General features: G+C 69.3%; 30 protein-coding genes and 2 pseudogenes. 3 read left to right on the plus strand and 29 right to left on the minus strand.

Annotation, left to right across the window (positions count from 1 at the left end; all coding sequences use genetic code 11):
• Positions 1-64 precede the first annotated feature (64 nt).
• Positions 65-208 (plus strand): hypothetical protein, encoded by a 144-nt coding sequence (locus CCN29_RS35850; RefSeq protein WP_442538358.1) that lies wholly within the window; start codon positions 65-67, stop codon positions 206-208.
• 216 nt (positions 209-424) lie between these two features.
• On the opposite strand, the gene CCN29_RS13860 is transcribed toward CCN29_RS35850, so the two are convergent.
• The 11 genes and pseudogenes from CCN29_RS13860 to CCN29_RS35870 form a co-directional block, all read right to left on the minus strand.
• The gene (locus CCN29_RS13860) at positions 425-1,255 is read right to left on the minus strand and encodes a DUF4253 domain-containing protein (RefSeq protein WP_086682154.1); all 831 of its coding nucleotides are present in this window, start codon (positions 1,253-1,255) and stop codon (positions 425-427) included.
• A gap of 82 nt (positions 1,256-1,337) precedes the next feature.
• A complete protein-coding gene (locus tag CCN29_RS13865) occupies positions 1,338-2,771 on the minus strand; it encodes an NF041680 family putative transposase (protein WP_442538359.1) in 1,434 nt (477 codons plus the stop codon).
• Positions 2,772-3,225: 454 nt separating this feature from the next.
• Positions 3,226-3,816: an SMI1/KNR4 family protein gene (locus CCN29_RS13870; RefSeq protein ID WP_143661327.1), complete on the minus strand. Its 591-nt coding sequence runs from the start codon at positions 3,814-3,816 to the stop codon at positions 3,226-3,228.
• Positions 3,817-3,971: 155 nt separating this feature from the next.
• Entirely contained in the window at positions 3,972-4,763 is a 792-nt protein-coding gene (locus CCN29_RS35365) for a hypothetical protein (RefSeq protein ID WP_143661328.1), read from the minus strand.
• Between the two features lie 896 nt (positions 4,764-5,659).
• A complete protein-coding gene (locus CCN29_RS13880; RefSeq protein WP_143661329.1) occupies positions 5,660-6,454 on the minus strand; it encodes a hypothetical protein in 795 nt (264 codons plus the stop codon).
• Between the two features lie 90 nt (positions 6,455-6,544).
• Positions 6,545-6,736, minus strand: a complete 192-nt coding sequence (locus CCN29_RS13885; protein WP_086682097.1) for a hypothetical protein — start codon at positions 6,734-6,736, stop codon at positions 6,545-6,547.
• 509 nt (positions 6,737-7,245) lie between these two features.
• On the minus strand, positions 7,246-7,419 hold the full coding sequence (locus CCN29_RS35855; RefSeq protein ID WP_390421272.1) for a hypothetical protein: 174 nt from the start codon (positions 7,417-7,419) through the stop codon (positions 7,246-7,248).
• 326 nt (positions 7,420-7,745) lie between these two features.
• A pseudogene (locus CCN29_RS35860) lies at positions 7,746-7,901 on the minus strand (telomere-protecting terminal protein Tpg); the annotation flags it as partial.
• A 43-nt stretch (positions 7,902-7,944) separates the two neighbouring features.
• Positions 7,945-8,130 carry a hypothetical protein gene (locus CCN29_RS35370; RefSeq protein WP_093455214.1) on the minus strand — a complete coding sequence of 62 codons (186 nt, stop codon included), beginning with the start codon at positions 8,128-8,130 and terminating at the stop codon, positions 7,945-7,947.
• Between the two features lie 469 nt (positions 8,131-8,599).
• Positions 8,600-8,761: a hypothetical protein gene (locus CCN29_RS35865; RefSeq protein ID WP_442538360.1), complete on the minus strand. Its 162-nt coding sequence runs from the start codon at positions 8,759-8,761 to the stop codon at positions 8,600-8,602.
• A gap of 84 nt (positions 8,762-8,845) precedes the next feature.
• The gene (locus tag CCN29_RS35870) at positions 8,846-9,541 is read right to left on the minus strand and encodes a hypothetical protein (RefSeq protein ID WP_442538361.1); all 696 of its coding nucleotides are present in this window, start codon (positions 9,539-9,541) and stop codon (positions 8,846-8,848) included.
• Between the two features lie 179 nt (positions 9,542-9,720).
• On the opposite strand from CCN29_RS35870, the gene CCN29_RS35875 reads away from it, so the two are divergent.
• Complete coding sequence (locus tag CCN29_RS35875; RefSeq protein WP_442538362.1) at positions 9,721-9,864, plus strand: hypothetical protein; 144 nt, start codon at positions 9,721-9,723, stop codon at positions 9,862-9,864.
• Between the two features lie 88 nt (positions 9,865-9,952).
• Here CCN29_RS35875 and CCN29_RS13895 read toward each other — a convergent pair whose 3' ends face one another.
• Entirely contained in the window at positions 9,953-12,598 is a 2,646-nt protein-coding gene (locus tag CCN29_RS13895) for a helix-turn-helix domain-containing protein (protein ID WP_086682100.1), read from the minus strand.
• A 99-nt stretch (positions 12,599-12,697) separates the two neighbouring features.
• Here CCN29_RS13895 and CCN29_RS13900 point away from each other — a divergent pair, with 99 nt between their 5' ends.
• On the plus strand, positions 12,698-12,895 hold the full coding sequence (locus tag CCN29_RS13900) for a hypothetical protein (RefSeq protein ID WP_086682103.1): 198 nt from the start codon (positions 12,698-12,700) through the stop codon (positions 12,893-12,895).
• A gap of 64 nt (positions 12,896-12,959) precedes the next feature.
• On the opposite strand, the gene CCN29_RS13905 is transcribed toward CCN29_RS13900, so the two are convergent.
• The 17 genes and pseudogenes from CCN29_RS13905 to CCN29_RS13990 all read right to left on the minus strand — a co-directional run bounded on the left by CCN29_RS13905 (position 12,960) and on the right by CCN29_RS13990 (position 22,791).
• Positions 12,960-13,877, minus strand: coding sequence for a hypothetical protein (locus tag CCN29_RS13905; RefSeq protein ID WP_086682106.1), 918 nt, complete (start codon positions 13,875-13,877; stop codon positions 12,960-12,962).
• 262 nt (positions 13,878-14,139) lie between these two features.
• On the minus strand, positions 14,140-15,066 hold the full coding sequence (locus CCN29_RS13910) for a ParB/RepB/Spo0J family partition protein (RefSeq protein ID WP_086682108.1): 927 nt from the start codon (positions 15,064-15,066) through the stop codon (positions 14,140-14,142).
• Positions 15,063-16,268, minus strand: coding sequence for a ParA family protein (locus CCN29_RS13915; protein WP_086682159.1), 1,206 nt, complete (start codon positions 16,266-16,268; stop codon positions 15,063-15,065). Before CCN29_RS13915 ends, CCN29_RS13910 begins: the two co-directional genes overlap by 4 nt.
• Before the next feature lie 239 nt (positions 16,269-16,507).
• Complete coding sequence (locus CCN29_RS13920; RefSeq protein ID WP_442538363.1) at positions 16,508-17,038, minus strand: hypothetical protein; 531 nt, start codon at positions 17,036-17,038, stop codon at positions 16,508-16,510.
• The gene (locus tag CCN29_RS13925; RefSeq protein ID WP_086682110.1) at positions 17,035-17,721 is read right to left on the minus strand and encodes a hypothetical protein; all 687 of its coding nucleotides are present in this window, start codon (positions 17,719-17,721) and stop codon (positions 17,035-17,037) included. Before CCN29_RS13925 ends, CCN29_RS13920 begins: the two co-directional genes overlap by 4 nt.
• Positions 17,718-18,155 (minus strand): RapZ C-terminal domain-containing protein, encoded by a 438-nt coding sequence (locus CCN29_RS13930; RefSeq protein WP_086682113.1) that lies wholly within the window; start codon positions 18,153-18,155, stop codon positions 17,718-17,720. Before CCN29_RS13930 ends, CCN29_RS13925 begins: the two co-directional genes overlap by 4 nt.
• A 90-nt stretch (positions 18,156-18,245) precedes the next feature.
• Complete coding sequence (locus CCN29_RS13935; RefSeq protein WP_442538364.1) at positions 18,246-18,428, minus strand: DUF8839 family protein; 183 nt, start codon at positions 18,426-18,428, stop codon at positions 18,246-18,248.
• Positions 18,428-18,910, minus strand: coding sequence for a hypothetical protein (locus CCN29_RS13940; protein WP_086682116.1), 483 nt, complete (start codon positions 18,908-18,910; stop codon positions 18,428-18,430). The genes CCN29_RS13935 and CCN29_RS13940 overlap by 1 nt, the downstream gene beginning before the upstream one ends.
• Positions 18,910-19,113, minus strand: coding sequence for a hypothetical protein (locus tag CCN29_RS13945; protein WP_086682119.1), 204 nt, complete (start codon positions 19,111-19,113; stop codon positions 18,910-18,912). Before CCN29_RS13945 ends, CCN29_RS13940 begins: the two co-directional genes overlap by 1 nt.
• A gap of 20 nt (positions 19,114-19,133) precedes the next feature.
• Complete coding sequence (locus CCN29_RS35880) at positions 19,134-19,277, minus strand: hypothetical protein (RefSeq protein ID WP_442538365.1); 144 nt, start codon at positions 19,275-19,277, stop codon at positions 19,134-19,136.
• Positions 19,278-19,422: 145 nt separating this feature from the next.
• The gene (locus CCN29_RS13955) at positions 19,423-19,863 is read right to left on the minus strand and encodes an ASCH domain-containing protein (protein WP_086682171.1); all 441 of its coding nucleotides are present in this window, start codon (positions 19,861-19,863) and stop codon (positions 19,423-19,425) included.
• On the minus strand, positions 19,860-20,537 hold the full coding sequence (locus CCN29_RS13960) for a GGDEF domain-containing protein (RefSeq protein WP_086682122.1): 678 nt from the start codon (positions 20,535-20,537) through the stop codon (positions 19,860-19,862). Before CCN29_RS13960 ends, CCN29_RS13955 begins: the two co-directional genes overlap by 4 nt.
• 89 nt (positions 20,538-20,626) lie before the next feature.
• Positions 20,627-20,929 carry a hypothetical protein gene (locus CCN29_RS13965; protein ID WP_086682125.1) on the minus strand — a complete coding sequence of 101 codons (303 nt, stop codon included), beginning with the start codon at positions 20,927-20,929 and terminating at the stop codon, positions 20,627-20,629.
• A gap of 99 nt (positions 20,930-21,028) precedes the next feature.
• Positions 21,029-21,316, minus strand: a pseudogene (locus tag CCN29_RS13970) (ATP-binding protein); the annotation flags it as partial.
• A 242-nt stretch (positions 21,317-21,558) separates the two neighbouring features.
• Complete coding sequence (locus CCN29_RS13980) at positions 21,559-22,137, minus strand: hypothetical protein (protein ID WP_086682127.1); 579 nt, start codon at positions 22,135-22,137, stop codon at positions 21,559-21,561.
• Positions 22,138-22,249: 112 nt separating this feature from the next.
• Positions 22,250-22,546 (minus strand): hypothetical protein, encoded by a 297-nt coding sequence (locus tag CCN29_RS13985; protein ID WP_086682130.1) that lies wholly within the window; start codon positions 22,544-22,546, stop codon positions 22,250-22,252.
• Positions 22,543-22,791, minus strand: a complete 249-nt coding sequence (locus CCN29_RS13990; RefSeq protein WP_086682133.1) for a hypothetical protein — start codon at positions 22,789-22,791, stop codon at positions 22,543-22,545. The genes CCN29_RS13985 and CCN29_RS13990 overlap by 4 nt, the downstream gene beginning before the upstream one ends.
• Between the last annotated feature and the right edge of the window lie 11 nt (positions 22,792-22,802).

The following is a 22,802-nucleotide window of genomic DNA, read 5'->3' on the forward strand; positions in this document are numbered from 1 at the left end:
ACCCCTGAACCAGCGCGACTGACTCTCACCACCACCGACACCAACCCGAGAGATCGCAATCACGGTGACACCCGCCGACACGACCGACCGGTACGCAGCCCGCAAACTGCTCTGGCGTCTGCGGCTCACCCAACCGCAGATCACCCAGGTCTGGGCCGACTCCTCCTACGCCGGCCAGCTCGTCAACTGGGCCGACGACCGCCTCTGACTCACCCTGCGAACCCGTCTGCCGCCCCCGCGGCGCGAAAGGCTACGTTATCCTGCCCCGCCGCTGGAAAGCCGAGCGAACCATCGGCTGGCTAATGAACGCCCGCCGAAACGTCCGTGACTACGAACGCCTCCCGCAGCACAGCGAAGCGCACCTGAACTGGTCACTCATCACCCTCATGACAAGGCGCCTCGCCCGCAAGCGCCGGGCACTACCTCAGTCCCACCAGAAGGTCCAGTGAGTGTTGCCCACCAGTGCTTCCTCCGCATAGAGAGGGATGGTCTCGTATCCCTGCCAGATGTTGTCGGGGCAGAACGCGAAATGTTCCGCAGCGACCGCGAGAGCCTCATCCAGCGTCTGCGGCGGAGCAGCCACCGACACGTCCAGCCGCGCGTAGGACAGAGCGACCACCTGGACGCCGAAGCGGTCCTCCCAGGAACGAAGAACGGCACACAGACGGGCCACATCATTCTCGTAGTTGACCGGACCTGACCAGCCGATTGCTGCGGGAAGGTCCGCAGCCCGGCCAACTGGGACCAGCGCTAGCCGAGGGCTTTCGAGCGAGTTCTTGATCAGAGCATCGGCAACGTCCGCAGCAGTCGTGTCCGGATCTGCCACTGTCCTCTCTGTCGACGCAAGCCCAGGCCAGCTAGCGGTGAACGGGGCGATGGTCTCGCCCTCGTCCTCTCCGTCTTCGTTCTCAGAGGTATCCGATACCGCCGATTCCCAGAACGTCTTGAGAACTTCCTCGGCCCGGTGATCGCCGGGGTCCGACATCATGCCGGGATCCAGCTCGCCGTCCCACCACTTCTCGATGCGGGGCTCGTCCTGGAGGAGAACAGGCCGCAGGCCGGCGGCAGCCCGGACTGGCAGGTACTGGGCCCACGTGCCGGGCGCTGCGGTGCCGTCAGCCACCCAGAGCAGCGGCTCACGTCCAGGACCGTCGTTGGTCTCGGTCACCAGTGAGCCCGACGGCAGGCTGAGACCCAGTGTTCTCCCAGTGGGGTCGGTCGACAGTGCCGTCAGCGGATTGGAACGAGTCGTCATGCGGGCGAAGGTACCGAGCCCCACTGACAGACCTCAGCCGCGGCCGGGCTCCAGGTTGAAAAACAGGCTCTGAGCTTGTCTTTTAACCTCTGAGGCTGTCGCGCTCGATGACGGTCTCGGGTCGTCTGGTCGTCTTCCCGACGTCATAGCGGGGTGCGGGGTGGCGATTCTTGGAGCCAAGCGGCCTTCCAGGTCCGGGTGTTGATGGTTTCGGTGCACGGGCCGGACAGGCCAGGTGTGGGCGGAGGTTCCGAAACCCTCGGCGGACACGCGCCGGGGTGAGTCGTGAGGGCTCGGCCGGTCTCTCCCAGGGCCGGCGGAGATCTGCCCCGGCTTCGCGGGTGAGCCGGAGTTGGGTGTGGGCGGCGATCACGAGCCACGTCCAGCGGTCGCCGGCCTCGGGGGTGCGGAGCTTCGGCCGGGTCCATCCGAGGGTCTGCTTCATCAGCCGGAACGTGTGCTCCAGGTCGAATCTCCTCAGGAACGCCTGCCAGCGCACATCGATGCCCTCGCCGGTCAGGCCGGTGGCAGAGGACCACAACCAGACGGGCAGCGGGTCGTTGCCGCCGGGCAGGCGGTCGACCTGGAGGCGGATCAAGGTGCCCTCGATGATGGGAAGTTCACCGGTGTGGTCGATCCAGGCGGAGCGAGTGGTCAGCCGGGGGTGGATGCGGTCCCAGGCCATTGCTCGGGCGGTGCCGTACCGGTCGGTGACCTGTGTCGTTGCAACGTCGGGCTCACCCCAGGTCTCCGGCTTGGCGAAGCGGAACTCCTTGCCGTGTTTCGGCGGCCGTCCGCCCTGCGGCGGGGAGATCCAGGGCACCGGGACCGGCTTGCGCATCACCCGGTCGGTGCGCATTCGTCCAAGAACCTCCACAGGCAGCCCGGCCAGAAGGTGCGCCATGCGCGGGGCGTCGTAGCCGGCGTCGAAGACGACCAGGATGTCGCGGTCGCCGACGTGCCACCGGCCCATCTCGATCAGATCCACGACCACCCGGCGGACCTGGGCGGCAGTGACCTCGGCGACGTCGTCGTCCGGACCGAGGCGGACGGCGTCCAGGAGCTGGCACCAGGACGTCCGGCCCGATTCCAGGGCGGCGACGAACGAGTACGGCCAGCCGGGTATGAACTGGTCCGAGGACCGGCCGCTGCGGCCGTAGACGTGGCAGAACAGGCGGTCGGCGCTGGTGGGGGCGTCCGGACGGAGCCAGTGGCTGATGTCGACCGCGAGGACCAGGCGCCCGTCGGCAGCCTGCGGCATGGGCAGGCCGGCCAGTACCTGGCGCAGCCGGGGCACGTCGACGTTCCCGTGGTTCAGCGCGTCGTACATGGCACCGTGCCCACGCCGGTGTTCAGCCACCAGCGTCAGGTCCACTGGCGCCGTCACCGGCCCGTCCGCGCACAGCAACGCGTCCACCAGCTCGAACAGTTCGTCCCCGCGTGCGGTCAGGCAGTCGAATAGGTTGTCCCGGTAGCGTGACGCCACCAGGAACGGCTCTCCCTTGGCTTTGTTCACGACTTCCGACAGCGCTTGTACACAACTCCGAGCGGCGCCCGGCGGGCAGCCGAGTCGTTGTTCACGAGAACGGGAGGCACCCGCCGGCGGTCGGCAACGGCGCGATCGTGGCTGCCGCCTCCGCCCGTAGCCAGCGCTTTTGGCCTGGCCTTCCGAGGCGCCGCAGACGGCGGTCCAGCGGTCACTACCGAACTGCTGTCCGTTCTCGTGAACATCCGGAGCGGGAGGCGCCTCCCGAACTGCTGTCGAAACGCTGCTCTGCGACGTGAACAGAGCCACTCCCTCTACATCTTGATGCGGCAAACCCACCACGCGGCCTTCGCCTGTCCTGCGTCTCTGCGCACGGAGTCCAGCATCGAGCGACGGCCGCCGCGCTGTCGCGCAGTTCCGGTTTTGACGATCAAGTTCGAGGGAGCATTCGAGCCGTCGAGTCCACGACCTGGGTGTGGAGGCGCTACTCGGCCCGCCACCAGCCCTGTCCGACATGCCAGTCCCTCACCCAGTGCAGGAAATCGCCCCCCGGCTGATCGGACGGGCGGTCGGCATAGGGTGTGGCGCATCCGTCTCCGAGCCACCACACCCGACCGCGTTGCGGCCCGGTCATCACCAGCGTCCAGTACTCACCGGGTCTGTCGCTGCCCAGCAGTACCGAGCCGTGCTGGTAGGTCTGGTGCAACAGAGACGAGTGGCGGGTGTGGTCGTAGTAGTCGTACTCCCACTGCCACTCCTCCTCAAGTGGGAAGGGCTGGCCGGGCAAGCGTAGGGCGGCGCCATCGAACGGCTCCGGGCTCATCCAGCAGTCCGCTTCCCAGACAGCCCAGCTGTCCGGTTTCTCCCCCAGGGGCAGCAGACCACCCTCGTCAGACGGACCGTCGTCTGTACCGTTCGCGATCTCGGTCACGAAAGTGCGATACGGCTCAGGCAACACCACCCCGTGCCTTCGCTCCCACACCAGAACCTCTTCCCTGCCCAAAGGCCGGTGACGGACCTCTGCCGGAAAGGCTTCACGCAGGACGGCTATCGCACCCGAAATCGCATCTTCCACGCCCTACAGGTACCACCGGACACTGACACTCTGGCCTCGGACCACTGCACGCAGCGGGTTAAAAGACAAGCTGAGGTACGACCGGCCGTATGCGTTCGGGAGTGCCCGGCTGTGCATCTGAGCCTGTACGCCAGCAGCCCGCTGGGGAAGGCACCTCAGCTCCGCACAGGGCACTTCTCGAGTACCTGGGTTTCCCAGTGCGGACGGCGGGCCGGGGCCTCCAGATCAGTTATCGGGCAAACCAGGATCACTCCTTGGCCGGGACAGACCACGACAACGGCGGCGTAATCGCCCTGAGTAACGACGAAGGCGCTGCAGGAAGGTGCCGTGTTGTCACTGCCTGGTTGCTGGGGAGATGCGGAGGAGGTGGCAAGTGGCATGCGCTCATCGCGGCCCACTGCGGGCGCATCACGGCGAGTCTCAGCGGCCTGCTCGGATGCCTCCGTGCTGGCTGCTGCACTCGGGGAGCGCCGGACGGCAGGATCCGAAACAGTAGTGGTGATGACAAGGACGTAGGCGAAGAGCACTACCGCCAGCACGCTGGTGAAAACCGGCACGTGGCGAGCGATGGGCTGGACCGTCCACACAAGCAGCCGCGTCCGCACAGAGACGGTGGTTTGTTCAGCAGTACAAACGCCGAACAGCACATGTATGTTCACCGCGTTCAGCTGGTCCTGCCACCACTGCGGATCACCCAGGTGGGAGGCGGGCCAGTGGCCGCGGCTCTGCATATGTTGCACGCAGACCTCCACGAGGGCGGCGACCAGGTCCGCCGAGCCGTCCGGTTCTCGGAACCAGCGGCGCACCCTGGCCGCTGGCTCGTGCACTTCTGCAGCCAGATCACTGATGCCGAGTCCGGCCTGCTGTGCCAGCCGATGGAGCTCATCCCGAAGATGCTCCAGGGCTCGCTGGCAAGCGCACTGCGCCGCGGCGCCGTCGTCGTTCACGCCAGGTCCTTCTCATTCCCTTACTGCTGCGGTTAGGCCGGCCGCTTGATGCGCGCTGCCCTGCGCCGCCCGTTTCGGCGTGGCGCGGCGTCGTCCCACGAGGGCTTGGGACAATCTCTGCTAGCGCTGTGCGGTCCTGATGCTATGGAGAACTGAGGCCGGTCGTGCTTGAGTTCCCGCCGTGGTCCGTAGCTTCGTTTTCTCAACAACTTGGCTGCTCGGATGAGTAGTTGAACGCGTGCGAGCAGCTCTTCAGCAGCTGGTGAACACCCCTCGCTGACCTGAACAAACATCATGATCTTCAACGGTTACGGTCCAGTCACCGCAGGTCACGGGAGTGTGTTTAGTGGCGTCGTTCACGATTGTTGTTGAAGTGTCCGCTTGCCTGGACCGAACAACCCGTGCGATCGTTCTATAGAGGACGCCACTGACGCGTGGCGCTAGCCAGCTTGTTGTCTACTGACCTGGACGCCAGCGGCTCTGAGGCTCCCTGCCGGCAAGCGGGGAGCCTCAAATATTTGGGGACCCACGCGGCAGGGCGCAGCTTCGAGCCTTCCCGCCGACGTCGGCGCCTGTCGCACGCCATCCATTGGTGCAAAACCCGATTTTTCATACACCCAGGCTCTGCTCCGCGGGAACCAGCAACGCAGCGGTCGTACACCGCTGCACCAGGTCATCCGCTGTTCAAGACCCGCCACCGAACGAGGCGCGGTCAGCGACACCACCCTCGTCCACCTCGGCGACGGGCGAACAAGTCCCAGCGTCTTCCCCACTCCGGCAAAGCCCTCGCGGGGGAAGCCGTACAGGGACAGTGACCGGCTCAGAGCAGGCGGCAGGGCCCGCAGACTGAAGCTGCGGGCCCTGCCGTGGACGTTGTCGAGAGAAAGTCAGGGTATCTAGCGCATGGCAGCCACCCGTTCACCCTTGGAGGTCAGGTCCAGGTCGACGACCGTCTCCGCACCGGCCCTCTCCTGCACCTCCCCCACCGACACCAGCCTTTCACGCCTGAGCTTGCTGATCGATTCACTGACCGTGTGAAGGCTGCTGTCGTAGACCGCGCGCAGGCGCCCCTCGTGCAGGCAGACCGTCAGCTCTGCCGGCTCCTCGTCGCCCTCCGCGGCCAGCTCCGCGTGGACCGGCCCGGTCTCGGAACCAGCCCGCCGCAGGTACTCCAGCAGCTCCTTCTCCGCGGCGGACAACCTCACCGGCTTGATCGGCCGGCCGCTGTGCCTGTCCCACCGGGCCTCAAAACCCCGCACCTGGTCGGCGAGGAAGACCGGCCCGGACTTCAGCTGCGCCACAGCAGGAGGGAAATCGCTGCGCTGGGCCAGCTGAGCCGCCCGCTGACGGCCCACACCGAGCATTTCCGCGATCTCCGAGATCCCGGCCAGTTCAGGCACGATCGGCTCCGCGTTGCGGCGGTCGAGCTCCTTCTCGGTCAGCAGCTCGACCCCGACCACCGTCTGCCCGAGACCGACAGCCTTCGACGCGGCCGCGACCTCCTTCAGCGCGACATCGATAGCCTGCCTGGCCGTGGCCGTGTCGACCCAGATCCGGACCGACAAGTTCCCGTTCGGCGCCGTCCCCACCACAGGCTCACGCTCCGCCAAACGCTCGTACAGCTCCTCGATCATCGAATCGGCAGCGTCGCGAACAGCCAACTCGACGTAGACAGTCCACGCCTGCGACATTATGTGCACTCCTCTTCCTTGATTCCTGGTTCCTGATGGTTGAGGGGTAGTGGTCCGCCGGGTGGCACCCCGGCGGACCTCCCCTCGTCGCTAGTCGTGGAACCCGTGCCGCTTCAGCGTGGCCTTCAGGTTCTTAATCGTGCGCGAACTCGACGGCGTACAAGGCAAGTTCACCACCCACTCCTTGTTCAAGAAGACGGCGTAGTAGTTGCTCTTCAACGGCCTGACCTCGAAGTTCTGGCGCTCCAACTTCTTAATCAACTGCTTGATGTCCTTGTTCAAGCGTACCTCTTTCTATCGACAACGTCCACCTTTATTATACCACAACTCTAGACAACGGTAATAGTAAGTAGCGTCTTGGCTGACGCCGCTGACCCTCCCGAAGCGCAGGTCGGAGCTCAGAGCGAATCACCAGGCCGCTCGAGCAGAGGCCGATCCACGACACCCCTCCGGCGTCGCGGGGAAGGGTCTTCCCCGAACGAGGTCGCACCCTGGGTCGCGCCCTAGGTCCCAACCTGGGTCGCGGCCTAAGTCGCGGCCTAAGTCGCGTCCTGGGTCACATCGGCCGTTGCCGCACGCGGGCCTTCGGCATGCGGTTTGACCAGGGAGACAAGGGGTCGGCACGGGACCGGTTGCGGCGCCGACTACTTCCCTGGGGAGCCCTCTGCGGGGAGCACCGGCCCGGTTCCGCCGGATCCCGAGCCGCACCGGCCTGCAATTGCTGCGCCGAACCGGCCAAGCCTGACCTGTCGCCGGTGACAACGGCCAGGAGCACCGCCTGGTGCGCCGGCTCACCGCGCGAGGATCACGCCGACCAGGGTGCCCATGACCGTGACGGCGCCGAAGGCGGCACCCAGCGGTTGGCCCCAGGCCGGGTGGCGGTGGACGACGTACGCGGCGCCGGCCGCAAGCATCACTGCGGCGTTAACCAGGAGCAGCAGGACGAGCAGGGTGAGCGTGGACACGGGCGAGTCCTCCCCTTGGGATTGGGGCATGCCGATGTTCGGCGTGCCGATGGATGGCGGAGCGTGCGGACCAACTGGTCCTTGCGTCTTGGCCACGGGGCCCGGACAGGACGGCGTCAGGGTGCGGGAAACAGGGCCTAGCCCCGCAACCTCGTTCTGACCTGCCAGACACGGTCGATGTGAGGTACGCCACGGGTTGGGTGGGGGCGGTGGTGCGGGCTGCTGCGGCAGCGTCAGCTCTCCCCGGGCCACCGCGCGCGCAGCTCGCCGCCGAACGACTGCCCGCCGCCACCCCGCCCGCCGGGCCGAAAACCCGGCCAGCCACCGCCGGGCGCCGCGGTGAAGCCGAACCGGGCCCGGGTGTCTACGACCAGGCCGCCCTTGCTGTTGGCGGCCTGCGTCCTCGCTGGGGCGCGGATGCGGGACTGCCAGCGGGCGCGTACCGCATCCTCCAGGCGTTGGGCGAGGCCGGCGCGGGGCCGGGATGCTGGTGTTGACCTGGACACCGCGGCTGCGGGCTGACGCTCACCGCCGACGGCTCATCAAGGCCATCGTGATGAACGGAGTGACCAACGTGCCCATGGCGCCCATGACGGTAGCCATCACCGTGATAGGGGTCGCAGCGCCGGGCCGCAGCCAGGCGATAACGGCAACGCCGCCGCACAGCCCCATGAAAACCACTGCGCCGAGCACGGCAAGGACAGCCACCACCCACGGAGCGGTGGAAGGCGGCGCCGGCACGGCAGGCGGAGCGGGGGCGGAAACGGGCGGCTGCGGAACGGTCGTAGACATAGATTCCCCCTCGGGACAAGACGATGGGCGAGCAGCTGGTGCTGCACGCCCTTGGACTCTTGAGGACTGCGGAAACAAAAAAGGCCCCGGCGGGAAACCAGGGCCTACTCATTGATGCGGGCATAAAAAAAGCCCCCGTCAGATGAGAAAGACGAGAGCTCGTTGTCTGTGGACAGACTTGTGGCGCAGTAGCGTTAACTCCTGCGGACACACTGGTAGTGCAGTTTCTTGCACGCTGGGACCGGTCACCACTATCGGGGACCAGAGCCGCTCCGTCAAGTCATTCTGACTTTGCGCCCGTTGGCGAGGCTGCCACCGGGCGGTCACTTAAGTACCAGAACACTCACCACGCGCGCGGAGGACCCGTCGGATGAGAACTGTCGGTCACTCAGGCACGTCCTCCGCCACTACCCGGGCCGGGGCGGACCGCGACGGGGACGACGTCCGGGCCGTCACCGAGCTCCGTGCTGAAGTCGAGCGCGTACGACACGAGCACGCCCGGGCAGTCGCCGAGGCAGGGCACGGCCGCGAGCTCGCCCAGGTCGAGCACAGCACCTGCGGGAGCAGTTGACTGCGCGGGGCGAGCACATCTGGGATCTGCAGCGGACGCTGGCACGACGGTCGGCCCAGGCCATCAGCTTGCCGTGTGGCGTACGAGCTGGCGTAGGCGTGCTTCGACCTCGTACCGGTTGAGGCGCTTGGTGCGGGCGTATCGCGTCACGGCGGCCTGCACTACTTCCGCGGCCTGGAGCCATACCTGGCGTTGCATGTCCCGCTCGTGGTGGTCGTCGAGCTGTTGGAGCTTGTGGTGGGCAGCGTCGGCGGCCTGCTGCAGCGTGATCAGTTCGGTGGGCAGTCCGGTCGTGGCGTCGGTCGCCTGCGGAGCGTGGTCTTCGCGCACCTCGAAGGCTGGAGGCTGCCCCGTCTCAAGGTCTGGGGGTGCGGTCTCGGCGGCCGGCGCGGCAGGCTGCAGCGGCAGCGCGGTGAGAAGGGAACGGGCTGGCGGAGGGACGGCCGGGGTGGGCGGGTCCTGTGCGGTGGACGAGCTGGGGGCCGGCTGGCAGGTGGGGCGGTTGCGGCTGGCTCCGGTCGCGGGGGTGGTCTCGCGTTCGGGTGGCAGGCGGGTGTCGTCGCTGTCCAGGTCTTCCATGCGGTCGCGGTCGGCGCTGGTCACCCAGTAGCGGTGCACGGATTTCCCGGCGCGGAACTGGATGGGCACGATGGTGCCGGCGGCGGTCTGGCGGACCATGTCGTCGAAGAAGACGTCGCGGGGCTTGGCTGTGGCGTGGGCGTTCAGGGTCAGGCCGCTGGCCAGGTAGGTGTCGCGCATGGGCACGAGCCAGGCGCGGTGAGTGCTGCCGACGTTGTCTGCGATGGGACCTAGCTTGCGGCCCGGGCGTGGTCTGTCGGGAGGTACCGGCGGTTCGGTGGGCGTCGTCACAGGGCGTCGTCCTCCTCATCCGAAGCCGGTGCCAGTGCCGGTGCCGGTGCCGGAGGGCGCGGTGCACCATGGGTACGGGCGGCGTGGACGATCTGCTGCACGGTGACGGCCAGGGCAGGGGCCAGCGCGGCGGCCGCTGCCGTCTGGCCGGCCGCCACATCACCCCGCTCCATGTGAAGACCGTCATCGTGACGGTGAGGAGCACTATCTGACGGTGTTCCATCGCTGGTCACCTATGAAACAGGGTCTGCCTATTGGTTTCCATTCCGAACGATTGAACCCGCCCGGCTCTGCGGCCGGTCATTGCCAAGGGAGACTCGGCGTGCCGTCAGGATCCAGACCGTACGGCCACCGCCTACGGAACACGACCACCATCAGGCGGTGGCCGCGGTCGGCGGCTTGTCGGGCGAGGGCTTCGGCTCCGTCCCGGTCCCCGGCCTTCTCCCGCATCTCGGCCAGCCTCATCAGGGCGCCGGGGTTGCCGTGGTCGGCGGCTTGCTGGTAGAAAGCTTCGGCTTCGTCCCGGTCCCCGGCCTTCTCCCGCATCGCGGCCAGCCTCATCAGGGCGCCGGGGTGGCCGTGGTCGGCGGCTTGCTGGTAGAAAGCTTCGGCTTCGTCCTGGTCTCCGGCCTTCTCCCGCATCGCGGCCAGCGTGATCAGGGTGCCGGGGTGGCCGTGGTCGGCGGCCTGTCGGGCGAGGGCTTCGGCTCCGTCCAGGTCCCCGGCCCTCTCCCGCATCGCGGCCAGCGTGATCAGGGCGCCGAGGTAGCCGTCGTCGGCGGCTTGTCGGGCGAGGGCTTCGGCTCCGTCCAGGTCCCCGGCCCTCTCCCGCATCGCGGCCAGCCTCATCAGGGCGCCGAGGTAGCCGTCGTCGGCGGCTTGTCGGGCGAGGGCTTCGGCTCCGTCCCGGTCCCCGGCCCTCTCCCGCATCTCGGCCAGCCTCTTCAGGGTGCCGGGGTGGCCACGGTCGGCGGCTTGTCGGGCGAGGGCTTCGGCTCCGTCCCGGTCCCCGGCCCTCTCCCGCATCTCGGCCAGCCTCTTCAGGGCGCCGAGGTAGCCGCGGTCGGCGGCTTGCTGGTAAAGGGCTTCGGCTCCGTCCCGGTCCCCGGCCCTCTCCCGCATCTCGGCCAGCCTCATCAGGGCGCCGGGGCGGCCGTCGTCGGTGACTTGTTGGTAAAGGGCTTCGGCTCCGTCCCGGTCCCCGGCCCTCTCCCGCCTCCAGGCCAGCCTCACGAGGGCGGCGGGGTGGCCATGGTCGGCGGCTTGCTGGTAAAGGGCTTCGGCTCCGTCCCGGTCTCCGGTTTCCTCCCGCATCTCGGCCAGCCTCATCAGGGCGCCGGGGTGGCCGCGGTCGGCGGCTTGTCGGGCGAGGGCTTCGGCTCCGTCCCGGTCTCCGGTTTCCTCCCGCATCTCGGCCAGCCTCTTCAGGGCGTCGGGCTGGCCGTGCTCGGCGGCGCGAAGGAGGAGGTGGTGGGCCCATTGCAGGCGGTGTCTCTCGTCAGCAGCGGTGGCGAGGCTATGCAGGTCTTCGGGGTGGATGAGGTGAGTGTGGGCGGCGTGCCAGAAGGAGGTGGGTGGGCACAGGTAGCGGCGTTCGGTGCGGCCGTGTTGTTCGAGGTAGTCGGCGAGGCGGAACACGGGCCCTTGCGTGTGGGCTGAGGCGATGTGGGCGGGTGGTGACCCGGGGGGGCGTCGTTGAGGTCGGGGAATGATGCGGGTGAGGGGTGCTTGTTTGCCGTGTACGTGGCGGGCGAGTTCGGCGTACGCGGCTTCTGCCCAGTCGTCGGTGAGCTGGTTCCAGTCGGTGTCGTGGATGTAGTCGGCTGCGGCGTCGGTGAGGAAGGCCTGCGGGAGGTGGAGCCCGATACCGAGGCGGCGGGCGTCCATCGCCGCTTGCAATAGCGCCCGGGCGGCCGGACTTCCGCTGCGGTAGCGCTCCAGGAGGGCGGGGCCTCCGGCGAGGTCCTGGGCGAGGCGTCCGTCGGCACCGGCGCGGGTGAGCGCGTCTGCCAGCAGTGGGTCGCCTTCCGTCGCCTTCTGGGTGGCGGAGGCCAGGGCGGCGGCGTCGAAGGCTTCGGGGACGTGCACGATGCGGCCGGCGAGGAGTTCCCGTACCCGGCTGTGCGGATCGCTCTCGCCGGGCTGCGGCAGGAGTCTGTAGTCATCAAGGAAGCGCGGCCACAGGGTGCCCAGGATGAGCACCGGCCCGCGGAGGGGGTCAGTGAGGAGGCTGTGCACGGCCGCGGCGATCTCTTCGCCGACAGTCTTGTCTCCGAGGTAGTGCTGGGCCTCGTTCAGCCACACCACCGTCCGTGGTCCGACTCGGTGCAGATCGGCCAGCGCGGCCTCCGCGCGGGTGGGATCGAACGGATGCCACAGCCTCCAGCCTTCACCGGCGAGTGGCTGCACGGCCTCCCAGCATGCCCGGGTCTTTCCGGTCGACGAGGAACCCACCAGGACCACCATTCGGCTGCGCCCGGCAGCAGCGTCCTCCACCGCCTTGCTCAGCACCTGGTCGTGCTCCCGGCGGACATACCCGGGCAGCACCCGCCTCCCGGCGGCATCCGAGCCGTCTGCTTCCTGGCGAAGGCCTGCCGGATGCACCTCGAGATCGTGCGGGTCCCATTCCCCGATCCACCTGCCAGGACCCGGCCGATCCTCAGTGCTGGCCTTCGACTGCTTCGCGGCCTTCGCTGCTACGCGTCGCAGCCTCAGTAACTCCTCTTCCGGCAGCCCCAGCACCTTGGCCAGCTCCGACACGGTCTGCGGTGAGGGCAGCGTCGGCCCCTCGAACGCGTAGTGCACGGTCGTTCGCGCTACCCCTGCCCGGTGAGCCAGCCATTCCTGGGTCTTCCCCGTAGTAGCCAGCGCATTGCGCAGCCTTTCGCGCAGTTCAGCGGCGGCCGCCTGCCCGTCGCGCAACGTCACTCCCAAGGTCCCGATCATGTTCAACGTTGCTCATCTTCGTTGGCTGTGAACGACGGTGAACACCACTTCCACGACATTCATCCACATCAACACCTGTCCGGAAATAGGGAGTCTGTCGTGACCATCACCGTCGTCCTTCTCGCCGTGGCCCTCGTGGTCGTCGTCGCGCTGCTGGCCGCCGCCGTCGCGGGCAAGCTGGCCCGCATGGACGGCGCCACCTACCCCGCCGCGCTCAGCCGCGCCGCCGCCGCCTTCGCCGCGTTCCTCACGCTGGCCGCCGCGGCGGCCAGCGCCCTCACCGCCATCCTGAACTGATCCCGTGTCAGCGCCCCGGCCCGGACCACCGATGTGACGGTCCGGGCCCTTGGCCGCACCCGAGTCAGCGCTTGGTCGGCTTGTGGTTCTGCTGCTGAGGTTCGGCGGCGCCGCTCCGGCGCAGGTGCCCGGCCTGCTCTGCAGCACCAGGCTTCTTCGCGGTGCCGTCCGGCTTCTTCGTTCCGCGCCGGGTGGTCGACTTCCCCCTCGCGGCCGCTGCGGAGACGCGGGTGCAGCGCCCGTCCCGGGCTGCAGACAGCGGACCGGACAGCGCCTCTTCGATCTGGCGCATCTCCGGGATGTCCACCATGACGGAGGAAACATCCCATGACGCCGGCGGCCCGCTGCGGCCTCCGCTGGGGGAGGCGAAGGCGGTCGTGACGTCCGCGACGTCGTGTAGGGCGTCGGCAGCTGGTGTCTCCCGGCCGTTCTCCTCGCCCCGCCGTCGCAGGTGGTTCGCTGCCGCCTGCGCCCACTCGAACTCGCCGACGCGGTGGTCCCCCATAAGCTGATCGAAGCGCTCCCCGGCCCGCTCCCGCATGACGCGGAACAGGCGTCCGAAGGCGCCACGCACCGTCTGGATGTGCTGCCACTCCGGGAGGTCCTGGAGCGCGGTGGCGTGCGCGTCGGCCTGCTGCAGGGCGGCGTTGACGTCGGCCGCCCGCTGCGGAGTGGCAGAAGGCTCCGTTGACTCACCGGGGGTGCCGGCGTCCTGGTCTGTGACAGCGGGCACCGCTGACGGCGTGGTGGGGGTGACGGCCTCGGCGAAGGCGCGTTCCAGCGTCGCCAGGTCGGCGTCGAGGTCGGCGAACAGGTCCTGAGCGGTGCCGTTCTCCGGCGGCACGTGTGCGTCCCAGGCGTCCAGGACTGCCTGGAACTCGGCGCGGACGTTCAGCGGCCCGGCCGGGGGTTCCGTCACCGCGGTGTCCGCGGGCGCGCCCACCTCCGTGCCGATCCACAGCGGCAGTTCGTCGGGCTGCACGGAGGCCTGCGTCTACATCTTCAGTCCCCCGACCCCGATCGGTACATCAACCAGGAAGCCCTCGATCTGCTCGCAGGTCTGATGGGCAGGCCCGTCGCGGAGGGCCAGCAAGAACCTACATGGCACTTCATCGGCAGGCAGATCGCCGAGTGCGGCGCACAGCAGGGCGATGAAAGACGTCGTTCAACGCAGGAGGGGCTGTAGCCGGGTGTCCCCGCTGCAGCCCCTCCGATGAGCTCGGTGCTTACCGGGTAAGCACCCGTCAGCCGATGAGTCTCTCAACAAGTTCCTCGATCTGCTGCGGCGTGAGGCGTCGCTTCAACTCTGCGGCAAGTGCCTCTAGGTCCTCTTGCGCCTGTTGCGCACTGGCGGCGGTCGCGGGCTCGCCTTGGTGCTTGGTGGTGGCCGTTGGTGGGGTGCTTACCGGGTAAGCACCCTTCGGCTTCCGGCTGGACTCGCTTTTCTGCTGGGCCCGCTGTGCGAGTGCCTCTTCTGCGGCACTCTGCTGCTGCTGTTCGGGCAACTGCCCGACGGTGCGGGCGATCTTGACTGGGAGGGCCTTGTCTTCCAGGGCCTGCTTGAGTTCCGGAGTGAGCTTCAGCAGTGCCAGGCGCTGGGTGACCCAGCCGCTGGACTTGCCCAAGGCCCGGGCTACAGCACGCTGCGAGCCGTGGACTTGGACGAGCCGTTCAAGTGCTTTGGCCTCGTCGAGCGGTTCTAGGTCTTCGTGTTGGACAGCTGCGATGAGTGCTGTCTCCAGCAGCGTGTCGGCGTCGTGGGCGAGCGCGTCGTCGACGTGTACGGGAACCTCGTCGAGACCGGCGAGCTTGGCGCCGGCGAGGCGACGGTTGCCGTCGACGACGACGTACTCGGCTGACGCGAGGTCATGTGCGTGGTCAGGGTGCGCTGCCAGGAATGCGTCGCGTGTGACGATGGTGAGGGGTTGGATGATGCCCTTGCTGGTGAGGCTGTCCGCCATCTCCTCTATGGCCGCGAGGGTGGCTCGGGGGTTGTAGGGGTTCGGCGCCAGCTGGTCGACAGCGACCCGGAGTGAGCTGTGGGTGGCGGCTGTGGCCGGGGCCGCCGTGGTCTGTCCGGCAAAGGCGGCGAAGCTCGCGGCGCGGCTACTCATGGGCTGGGCAACGGCGTCGAACGTGGCGGAGCCGCCGAGGGCGTCGGCTTTGCTCATGTCAGCCTCCGAGCGATCTCACGCATGTGGTGGGCCTGGTCGGATTCGGGGGAGTAGGCGAGGAGTGCTCTCTGGAGCCGGACGGCTTCGCGCTGCTCTTTCAAGTCGCCGATGACCGCGAGGACCGGCGGTGTCCCCAGGCTCTTCCATTTCTCGAGGGAAGAGGTAGCGATGTACCCGCGCCGAGAGTCGTATTTGTTGACCACGAGGCCGAGCTGGTCCACGTCGATGTCGTAGTCGGTGGCAAGGGAGTGGACCTGGTTGATGAGCATGCCGTAGGCCTGCGCGGAGGTGTCTTCTGCTTCGACGGGGATCACCAGGCCGGAGGCGCCGGGCTTCTCTCCATCGCGGCGGCGGCCGTAGTAGATGGCGGCGTCCATGGCCAGCCCTAGGCTGGGCGGCGAGTCGATGACGATGACGTCGAAGTGCTCTTCCAGTGGGGACAGGGCTCGCTCAAGGGCAGCGTGCCGAGGCCCGCGGAACATGGTGAGGCCGGAGTCGAGCAGGAAGGCGTCGAACGCCGCGGGGAGGATGCGCAGTCGGTCTCCGAAGCGCGTCTCCTCTATGGCGACGGTGAGGTCGATGAGCGGAGTGCGGGCCTGCTCCCTGTTGAGCATGTGGGTGATGAGGCTCTCGCTGCCGGCAGGGATGGCCTTCAGGCCCAACTGGTGGGAGAGGTGGCCCTGGGGGTCGTAGTCGACCATGAGGACTCGGAGTCCCGATCGTGCGGCAGCTTGAGCGAGAGAGGCGGTGTCGGCTGTTTTGCCCGGCAGCGCGTGGGGGCCTTCCGCGAGGGCCTGTGCGAGGCCGGCGGTGACGGCGGTCTTCCCTACGCCGCCTTTTTGGTTGCAGACGATGATGCGCCGTGTGGGTGCGGCCTCTTCGTCTGCAGGATTCTGCTCGAGCCACAGCGCCACGGACTGGGCAAGCCCTTGGATGTAGGAGACTCCGCGGGTGGCGCAGTCCCGCTTGAAGTCGTCGTAGAGACCTTCGGGTAGCCATGTCCCGAACGACTCGGCTCCCGCCGTGTCGATTGCGGGGAGCGGCTCGGTGTGGGCGCGCCACGCCTGGATGCCGTCAGTGACAGCATCTTGCACGTCGGTACTGAGCTGCGCCGCCCGGACCTTGAGGGCTTGTCGGAGGGAGGCGGGCAGCTTCGATGCGAGCTTTTCCCGCTCCCCTCCCGATGTCGGAGACGTCATGCGCGGCAGCATACTGCCGCCGAAAGCTGGATGAACGTCAGGAGGGCGGGTTATTCACTCGTTTTGGCGTCAGCTCCTGCATGTCAGGTGCTTACCGGGTAAGCACCTGAGGTGTCTCAGCGCCCCTTGCGCACGGCAGCGAGCATCGAGCGCAGCTCACTCCTCCGGGGACTCGACTGAAACGCAAAAAGCCCTGCCCCCGGTGAGAGGCCGGGAGGCAGGGCTTCAGAGTGCGGGTGTCAGGCCGCCCAGGTGGCGGGCGCGTCTTCGTCGGGGTTGGGAATGCTGGCTGCGGTCACTGGTGCGGCCGGGTGACGCATCGCTGTGATCGGGACGGCTCCGGGTTCGGCGGCTGGTGACCAGACCATGCGCCAGGTGTCGTCCCACTCACATCCGCAGCCGTGGTCCGGGTGCGGATGCCGTAAGAACACACCGTCGGTGTGGACCGCGCGCGGGATGCGGGGGATGAGGACCGCCGGGTCGTCGCCCGGGTACAGGTGGAGGTTGCGCCAGCCGTGGGTCCGGGACATGTACGCGGCAGCGGCCGCGATGATGTCGGCCCACCGCTGGTGCCCGAGGACCAGGAAGCCGACCGGGTACAGGTTATCGTCGGCACCACCGTCGATCCCGGCGACGAACAGGCCCTGGTGGGCGATGAACCCGTGGTCGGCCGTGCCGTCGGCGCAGGGCGTCCAGAGCTGTTCGGTGGGGTGCATGGTGCCGTCGTCGCCCTCGCTGGTCTCGATCTCGTACAGGGCCGGGGCGGTCACGCGCTCACCCCCGCGGCGGCGGCGTCCAGGAGCGCCACGGCGTCGGCCTCGTACGGGTCGGCGAATAGCTGGTGGTCGCTGACGCCGAACGGCGCGTACCGCACGGAGACGCGGTGTCCGGGCACGAGGGTGGTCTCGCGTCCGTCCAGCGCAGCGGTGATCCGGTCGTGGTCCTGCTGGGCGTGCCGGGTCTGGGTGTACGGGCCGACGCGCAGCAGGGTGTAGGCGTCACGGCTGTCGTCGCGTTTGCGGGCCTCGATGTAGAGGGCGTAGTGCGCGGGGTCCATGCCGACGTCGTCGGGCAAGGGCAGGCTGGCGGCGGCGTGGGTGAGCATCGCGTAGCCGGGCTGCCAGAAGCCGAGGATCGCGCTCGTCTCGCAGCGCAGCCGGCCGCGTTCGGTGTAGCCAAGCTGGCGGCCGTGGAGGTAGGCGCTGGCGTGCGGGGTGCCGGGGTGGACCAGGGCGACGGCGATCAGGTCGGGGCCGTGGTCGTCGCCGGGCCGGGTGTGCGCGCGTTCCATGAACGGGCTGACACGCACGGCGATGTCCCGGGCGCTGCCGGGCGTCCAGGGCTCGGGGTTGCGCAGGGCGGTGAGCATCGCGCGGAACTGGTCGACGATGGCCTGGTCCTCGGGTGTGAGGGCGCCGGGGCCGTGGCCGCAGCGGTGGAAGCGACGGATCATCGGGCGGTCTCCTGCTCGGTGTTGGCGGTGCGGGGGCCGGCGGGCGTCTTGAGGACGCGCGGTAGATGGACGTGCAGGTGCTCGACTACGACCTCGCGGCCGCGGTCGCGGAGTTCTCGGGCAAGGAGTTCGGTGAGACCGCTGGCCCTGTGCCTGCCGCCCGCGCAACCGATGGCGATGTGGTTGGGGCCGGCGGGCAGGTCGGCGTAGTCGGCGAGGTTGGCGAGTAGCTCGCGGGCGCCGGGGGTTGCGAGGACGACGCCCTGGACGCGGGGGTCGAGGCCGTCGAGATCGAGGATGTCGCGGGCGGCGGCGGGGTCGCGGAGCCGGTCGCGGACGTCTTCGATCCGGTCGGCGGCGGGTGGGACGGGGGAGCCGTCCGGGCCGGTAGGCAAGTGCAGGTAGCCGAACGAGGTCAGACGAATCGGGCGCAAGGGTGAGCCTCCTGCTCGGTGGTGAGGGGCGGGAACACGCGGAGCGCCGCGCCCGGCCGGGAAGGGCGGGTGCGGCGCTCCGGGGTGGTGCTACTGGATGGTGGTGTCGGTGACCACGAGGAACTGGTCGGTGCGCAGGTCCATCACGACCTGGGCGTTGGTGCCCTGGGCGCGTTGGGCGGCTGCATGCTCTTCGGCCGGCCAGGAGCCGCGGGGAGCTCCGGCGGGGAACCGCTCCAGGATGGTCCGGGTGACCTGCGCGGTGGTGGCCATCAGGCGTCGCCGCCGTTCACGCGCTCGTGGATGTCGATGAGGGTGGCGATGGCGTCGGGGTTGTCCGCCAGGCCGACCCACTGACCGTGCGTGGTGAAGACGGGCACGGCGTCTGTGTCTGCGTCGAAGATCACGACGTAGTCGCCGTACCTGTCGAGCACCATCTCCCGCAGGACGGGGACCAGTGCGGTGTCCAGGACCTCCAGGGCGTCGACGGTGAGTCGGGCGTGCTCGCTGGGGGTCGGCGGCTGGACCAGAGTGCCGGTCGCGCGCAGCAGGTCGCCGGGCTGTATGCGGTTCAGCAGTTCGTGGGTGATTCGGGGGTCGCCGCTGGTGCAGGTGACGATCGTGTCGGGGGCGTCGTCGTCGAGCGCGTCGATGTCGGCGGGCCGGACGACCAGGTCGAAGGAGACGGTGTCGCGCGGGCCGGGGACGGGGAGCGCGTCGACCCAGCCGTCAATGGCGCAGTGCTTGGTGTCCATCAGTTGGCCTCCGCCAGGGTTTCGGTGGGGCGAGGGGAGCGGGGTCGGGTGGTGCGCTGTGCGATGTCCAGCAACTCGCGGTTGCGCCGCTGCTGGGCGGGCGTGAGCGGGCGGGCCTTCGCGCCGTGGCGGTGCCAGAACGGGGAGGCGGGCGGCTCGGGGTAAGCGAGGGCGTGGTCGACGTCGCGGTCGGTGCTGCTCATGGAAGTCCTCCAGGTGGAGGTCAGGCGTGGTCGCCTTGGCCCTTGGACTTGGGCTTCGGCGCGAGGTCGGAGGCGAACCGCCCGAGGCGGGCCTCAACGGGGTTGGCGGTGATCCAGTCCTCCGCGCATGCCTTGTGCACGGGCTCGCCGGAGTGGGAGCGCATGGGCGTGGGCTGGCCGCATAGCGTGCAGGGGAGGTCCTGCCAGCGGTCGAAGTGCTGGCCGTCGCGCCAGACGAGAAGCTCGCCGGGAGCCGGGATCAGGCCCGGCTCGAACGGCTGCTTCTCCTTCTTCGTGCGTCCCTGCGGGTCACGGCCGGAAGGCGGGCAGCTGCTGTAACACGCGCTCCAGCAGCTCCGGCGTCGGCTTCCAGGGCACGACATGCCCGCGCGCGGGGACGGGCAGGCGGAGCTCCTGGACGTCGTCGAGCACCAGGTGCCAGGCGCCCGGGTGCGCCCACTGGGAGCAGGGCGGCGCACCGTCGGGGTCCTGGTGGCAGTCGGTGATCCGGGCGACGCCGACCACGGCGCCGGTGACCAGCTGGCGGTCGCGGATCGTGCGGCCGATCAGCGGAGTTCGCAGGGCGGGCCGGTCGATGGTCTTGCTCGTGTGCAGCAGCACCCACCCGGTCCGCCATGGTGTGGGCCGGTTCTCCACCGTCTTGGCCCCGGCGAGGATGCAGGCCGCGTACGGCTGCCGGATGCTGATGCCCCGGATCCAGTCGCCCTCGGGCAGGGTCGCGGTGCTCATGCGGCCCGCCCCCACACGGCCGTGCCCGGCCTGCCCGCCCGGCGTCCGTTGATGGATGGGACCGTGGTGTGCGCGGGGGTGGCGAGGACCGCGCGGCCGGAGTGCTTGCCGTCGTACAGCGCGGTGTCGGCCGCCCTCTGCAGGTCGTTCAGGTCGCGGGTGCCGAGGACGTCGGGGGCTGCGGCGCCGACCGAGGCGGCGACTTTGAGGGTGCGGCCGTCGTCCAGGGTGACCGGCGTGCGCAGCATCTGGACCAGCTGCGCGAGGCGCTGCTCGCGACGGCCGGCGGGCAATTCCAGTACGACCGCGAACTCATCGCCTCCGAGGCGGCCCGCAGCGGCGCGCGGGCCCGCCCAGGCGGTGATCCGGGCGCCGAATGCGGCGAGCACGGCATCCCCGCCCGGGTGCCCGGCCGTGTCGTTGATCTGCTTGAAGTGGTCGGCGTCGACCATGACCACGGTCACGCTGTCGCCGTGCCGGGCAAGGATCCGGCGGGCGCGGGCGGTGTAGGCGTCGCGGCGCAAGAGTCCGGTCAGCGGGTCCTTCCGCGTGGCGGCGAGCCGCTTGTGCAGCGCGACGGCGTGCACGGCCCAGCCGGTCAACGGCACGGCGGCGGTCGTCACGAGGAGGGTGCGCGAGCCGATTCGGCCTCGGTGGTGCAGGACGGAGTCCATACTGAGGATCTCCCTCTCGTCTCGTACGGGGTGGGTGGGCCCGGGGCAGGCGACGGTTTCCACGCCTGGACGCCTGTCCCGGGGCAGAGCTACAGCTCGAAGGGGCTGGAGTTGAGCCAGCTGTACGGGGTCCTCCAGGGGCCGGCCTTCGCGGCGGGCCAGTCGAGCTCCCAGCCGGGCCGGTATCCGCAGGCGCCCCAGCCGTCCGGGCGCCCGTGGGGAATCTTGAGTCCGGCCTCCGCCGCGGCGCGTGCCGCGTCGTAGACCTCGTGCGCGGCCTTCAGGGCGGCGCTACGGCTGTCGGCCTGGCCGGTGAAGATGTGCACGCCTTCCAGGCCGGGGGTTTCGGTGCTCCGCATGGGGACGTCGACCTCGAAGTAGGGCAGGGTCATGACGTCCGTCTCCTCTCGTGATCGCGGCGGTTGAGGGGCCACCGCGACCACCCCGGCCCCGGTGCGGTGGGCCGGGGCCGGGGCAGCACGGAGGGTCCGTCAGCCTCGGATCGCTTCGAGGACCTGCTCCTCGAGGTCGGCGCGCCCGTCGGGGTCGTCGTCCTGGTCGTCGCCGTTGTTGGGGCCGTGGACGGTGCAGACGATGTCCTCGTCGTCGTCGAGGTCGCCATTGAGCGCGCGGAACAGGCAGGTGACGCTGTAGGCGGGCACCCAGGCGTAGCCGTCGCATTCGTCGTCGTGCGGGCACGGCACCAGCACGTCGAACCCGACGTCGCCCTCGCCGTCGACGTCGGTGCGCAGGGCGAGGGTGAGGTACTGCTGACCGAGGCAGGAGGCGTCTCCGTCGCGGTCGGGCTCAATCTGCTCAGCGCGGCGTGCGGCGGCGGTGAGCAGCTGCGCGACGGCCGTGAGGAAGCCGCCGGGCGGGTCGGTGTCCTCGATGAGCTCGCGCAGGATCGCGGCGAGCTTCTCCTGGTCGATGTCGTCGGCGCTGAGGTTGTCCTCGATCTGTTGGAGGGCCAGCGAGGCGATGCTGGCCGCAGCGCGGACGCGTTCGAGGCGGGTGCGGCTCACCGGCGGGCGCCGGGGCGGGTGGTGAGCCAGGTGGTGACGGCGGCGGCCGCGATGCCGATGGAGCGGTGCAGGGCCGCGTCCAGCTCCATCCACGCGCTGCCCGGACCGGTGAGCTCCGAGGTGGCCTTGCCGTCGTCGTCGACGCGGGCGGCCTTGCAGTGCTCGATATAGCCGGTCTTGCCGGTCTTCTTGGCCAGCCACAGCAAAACGGCTCCGCGGTCGATCGCGGCGTGCGTTCCGGCGTTGATGGCCGCGCCGGTGAGCAGCGCGGTGGGCGTGACGCGGTAGCCGAAGGTGCGGGTGAGTGCGACGGTCGCCCCGAGCTGCACGGCGGTGTACGAGGCGACGTGGCAGGCCACCGCGCGGCGCCCGAGGGCACTGGTGGTCATGGTCGGGCGGGTGGAGTCCGGCGTGGCGGGGGAGCCGTCGGCGTGGACCAGGTCCTCGCCGTACAGGCGCTTGTGCATCGCCGTCTTCGAGCCCTGGACCCAGTGGTCGCACAGGGGGTGCAGCTCGCCGAAGGTGGCCAGCAGAGTGCCGAAGAGGGCCAGACGCTCAGTGGTGAGACGGGGCATGCTGGAGGTCTCCTTGATCTCGAAGAGGTGAGGGAGCGGGGTGGCCGGCCCTTTGCTGCTGCGCGACCACCCGGCGGTCCGACCCCGACCGGTGTGGCCGGGGTCGGGTCGTTCAGAACGGGGGCTCGTTGTCCGGCCAGGCCGGGACGGGCAGGAGCCGGACGCGCAGCTCGGGCCGGTTCGACCAGCAGCCGCACTCCTCCATCTCCGGGTTCACGCCGCCGACCCACCAACCGCCTGCGCCCTGGCAGTCGGGGCAGGAGCGGCGAGGCTGAGGCCTGAGTTCGATGCGGCGCCGGTCGGCGTACAGCCGCCAGTGGCCGGCTTTGAGCGCGGCGGCGGCCGTCGCTGCGGCGAGCGGGACGGCGGCGGCGCGCAGCAAGGCGGCGCGCAGACGGCAGTCGGTCACCGCAGCGGGATGGCGCGGCAGTTGGCGGCGTGGCTGTTGGCGTCCGGCCGGATGCAGAACAGGAAGTCTTCCTCAGGCCGGTCGGAGGAGTCTCCGCAGCCGTGGCAGTTCCAGCGGTTCTTGTACGAGTGCTCGCCGGGGCCGGTGACGTCCACGTAGCTGCCGCCGACCGTGATGAACCGGATCAGCAGGTTCTTGGGGCGGTCGGGCTCGGTGAAGGCGGCGGCGCGGACAGCGGTGCTCATGGGCGGTGGTC

Origin of the sequence: Streptomyces pseudogriseolus (genome assembly GCA_002154585.1) — a bacterium.
GTDB lineage: Bacteria > Actinomycetota > Actinomycetes > Streptomycetales > Streptomycetaceae > Streptomyces > Streptomyces pseudogriseolus.

Excerpts from the sequence above, each read along its gene's own strand:
- CCN29_RS13860 (WP_086682154.1), bottom strand. The coding sequence starts at position 1,255 with ATGACGACTCGTTCCAATCCGCTGACGGCACTGTCGACCGACCCCACT.
- CCN29_RS13880 (WP_143661329.1), bottom strand. The coding sequence starts at position 6,454 with ATGTCGCAGGCGTGGACTGTCTACGTCGAGTTGGCTGTTCGCGACGCT.
- CCN29_RS35870 (WP_442538361.1), bottom strand. The coding sequence starts at position 9,541 with ATGCGCGACACCTACCTGGCCAGCGGCCTGACCCTGAACGCCCACGCC.
- CCN29_RS35875 (WP_442538362.1), top strand. The coding sequence starts at position 9,721 with ATGGGTACGGGCGGCGTGGACGATCTGCTGCACGGTGACGGCCAGGGC.
- CCN29_RS13895 (WP_086682100.1), bottom strand. The coding sequence starts at position 12,598 with ATGATCGGGACCTTGGGAGTGACGTTGCGCGACGGGCAGGCGGCCGCC.
- CCN29_RS13910 (WP_086682108.1), bottom strand. The coding sequence starts at position 15,066 with ATGAGCAAAGCCGACGCCCTCGGCGGCTCCGCCACGTTCGACGCCGTT.
- CCN29_RS13915 (WP_086682159.1), bottom strand. The coding sequence starts at position 16,268 with ATGACGTCTCCGACATCGGGAGGGGAGCGGGAAAAGCTCGCATCGAAG.
- CCN29_RS13925 (WP_086682110.1), bottom strand. The coding sequence starts at position 17,721 with ATGATCCGTCGCTTCCACCGCTGCGGCCACGGCCCCGGCGCCCTCACA.
- CCN29_RS13935 (WP_442538364.1), bottom strand. The coding sequence starts at position 18,428 with ATGGCCACCACCGCGCAGGTCACCCGGACCATCCTGGAGCGGTTCCCC.
- CCN29_RS13940 (WP_086682116.1), bottom strand. The coding sequence starts at position 18,910 with ATGGACACCAAGCACTGCGCCATTGACGGCTGGGTCGACGCGCTCCCC.
- CCN29_RS13945 (WP_086682119.1), bottom strand. The coding sequence starts at position 19,113 with ATGAGCAGCACCGACCGCGACGTCGACCACGCCCTCGCTTACCCCGAG.
- CCN29_RS35880 (WP_442538365.1), bottom strand. The coding sequence starts at position 19,277 with ATGCGCTCCCACTCCGGCGAGCCCGTGCACAAGGCATGCGCGGAGGAC.
- CCN29_RS13955 (WP_086682171.1), bottom strand. The coding sequence starts at position 19,863 with ATGAGCACCGCGACCCTGCCCGAGGGCGACTGGATCCGGGGCATCAGC.
- CCN29_RS13960 (WP_086682122.1), bottom strand. The coding sequence starts at position 20,537 with ATGGACTCCGTCCTGCACCACCGAGGCCGAATCGGCTCGCGCACCCTC.
- CCN29_RS13965 (WP_086682125.1), bottom strand. The coding sequence starts at position 20,929 with ATGACCCTGCCCTACTTCGAGGTCGACGTCCCCATGCGGAGCACCGAA.
- CCN29_RS13980 (WP_086682127.1), bottom strand. The coding sequence starts at position 22,137 with ATGCCCCGTCTCACCACTGAGCGTCTGGCCCTCTTCGGCACTCTGCTG.
- CCN29_RS13990 (WP_086682133.1), bottom strand. The coding sequence starts at position 22,791 with ATGAGCACCGCTGTCCGCGCCGCCGCCTTCACCGAGCCCGACCGCCCC.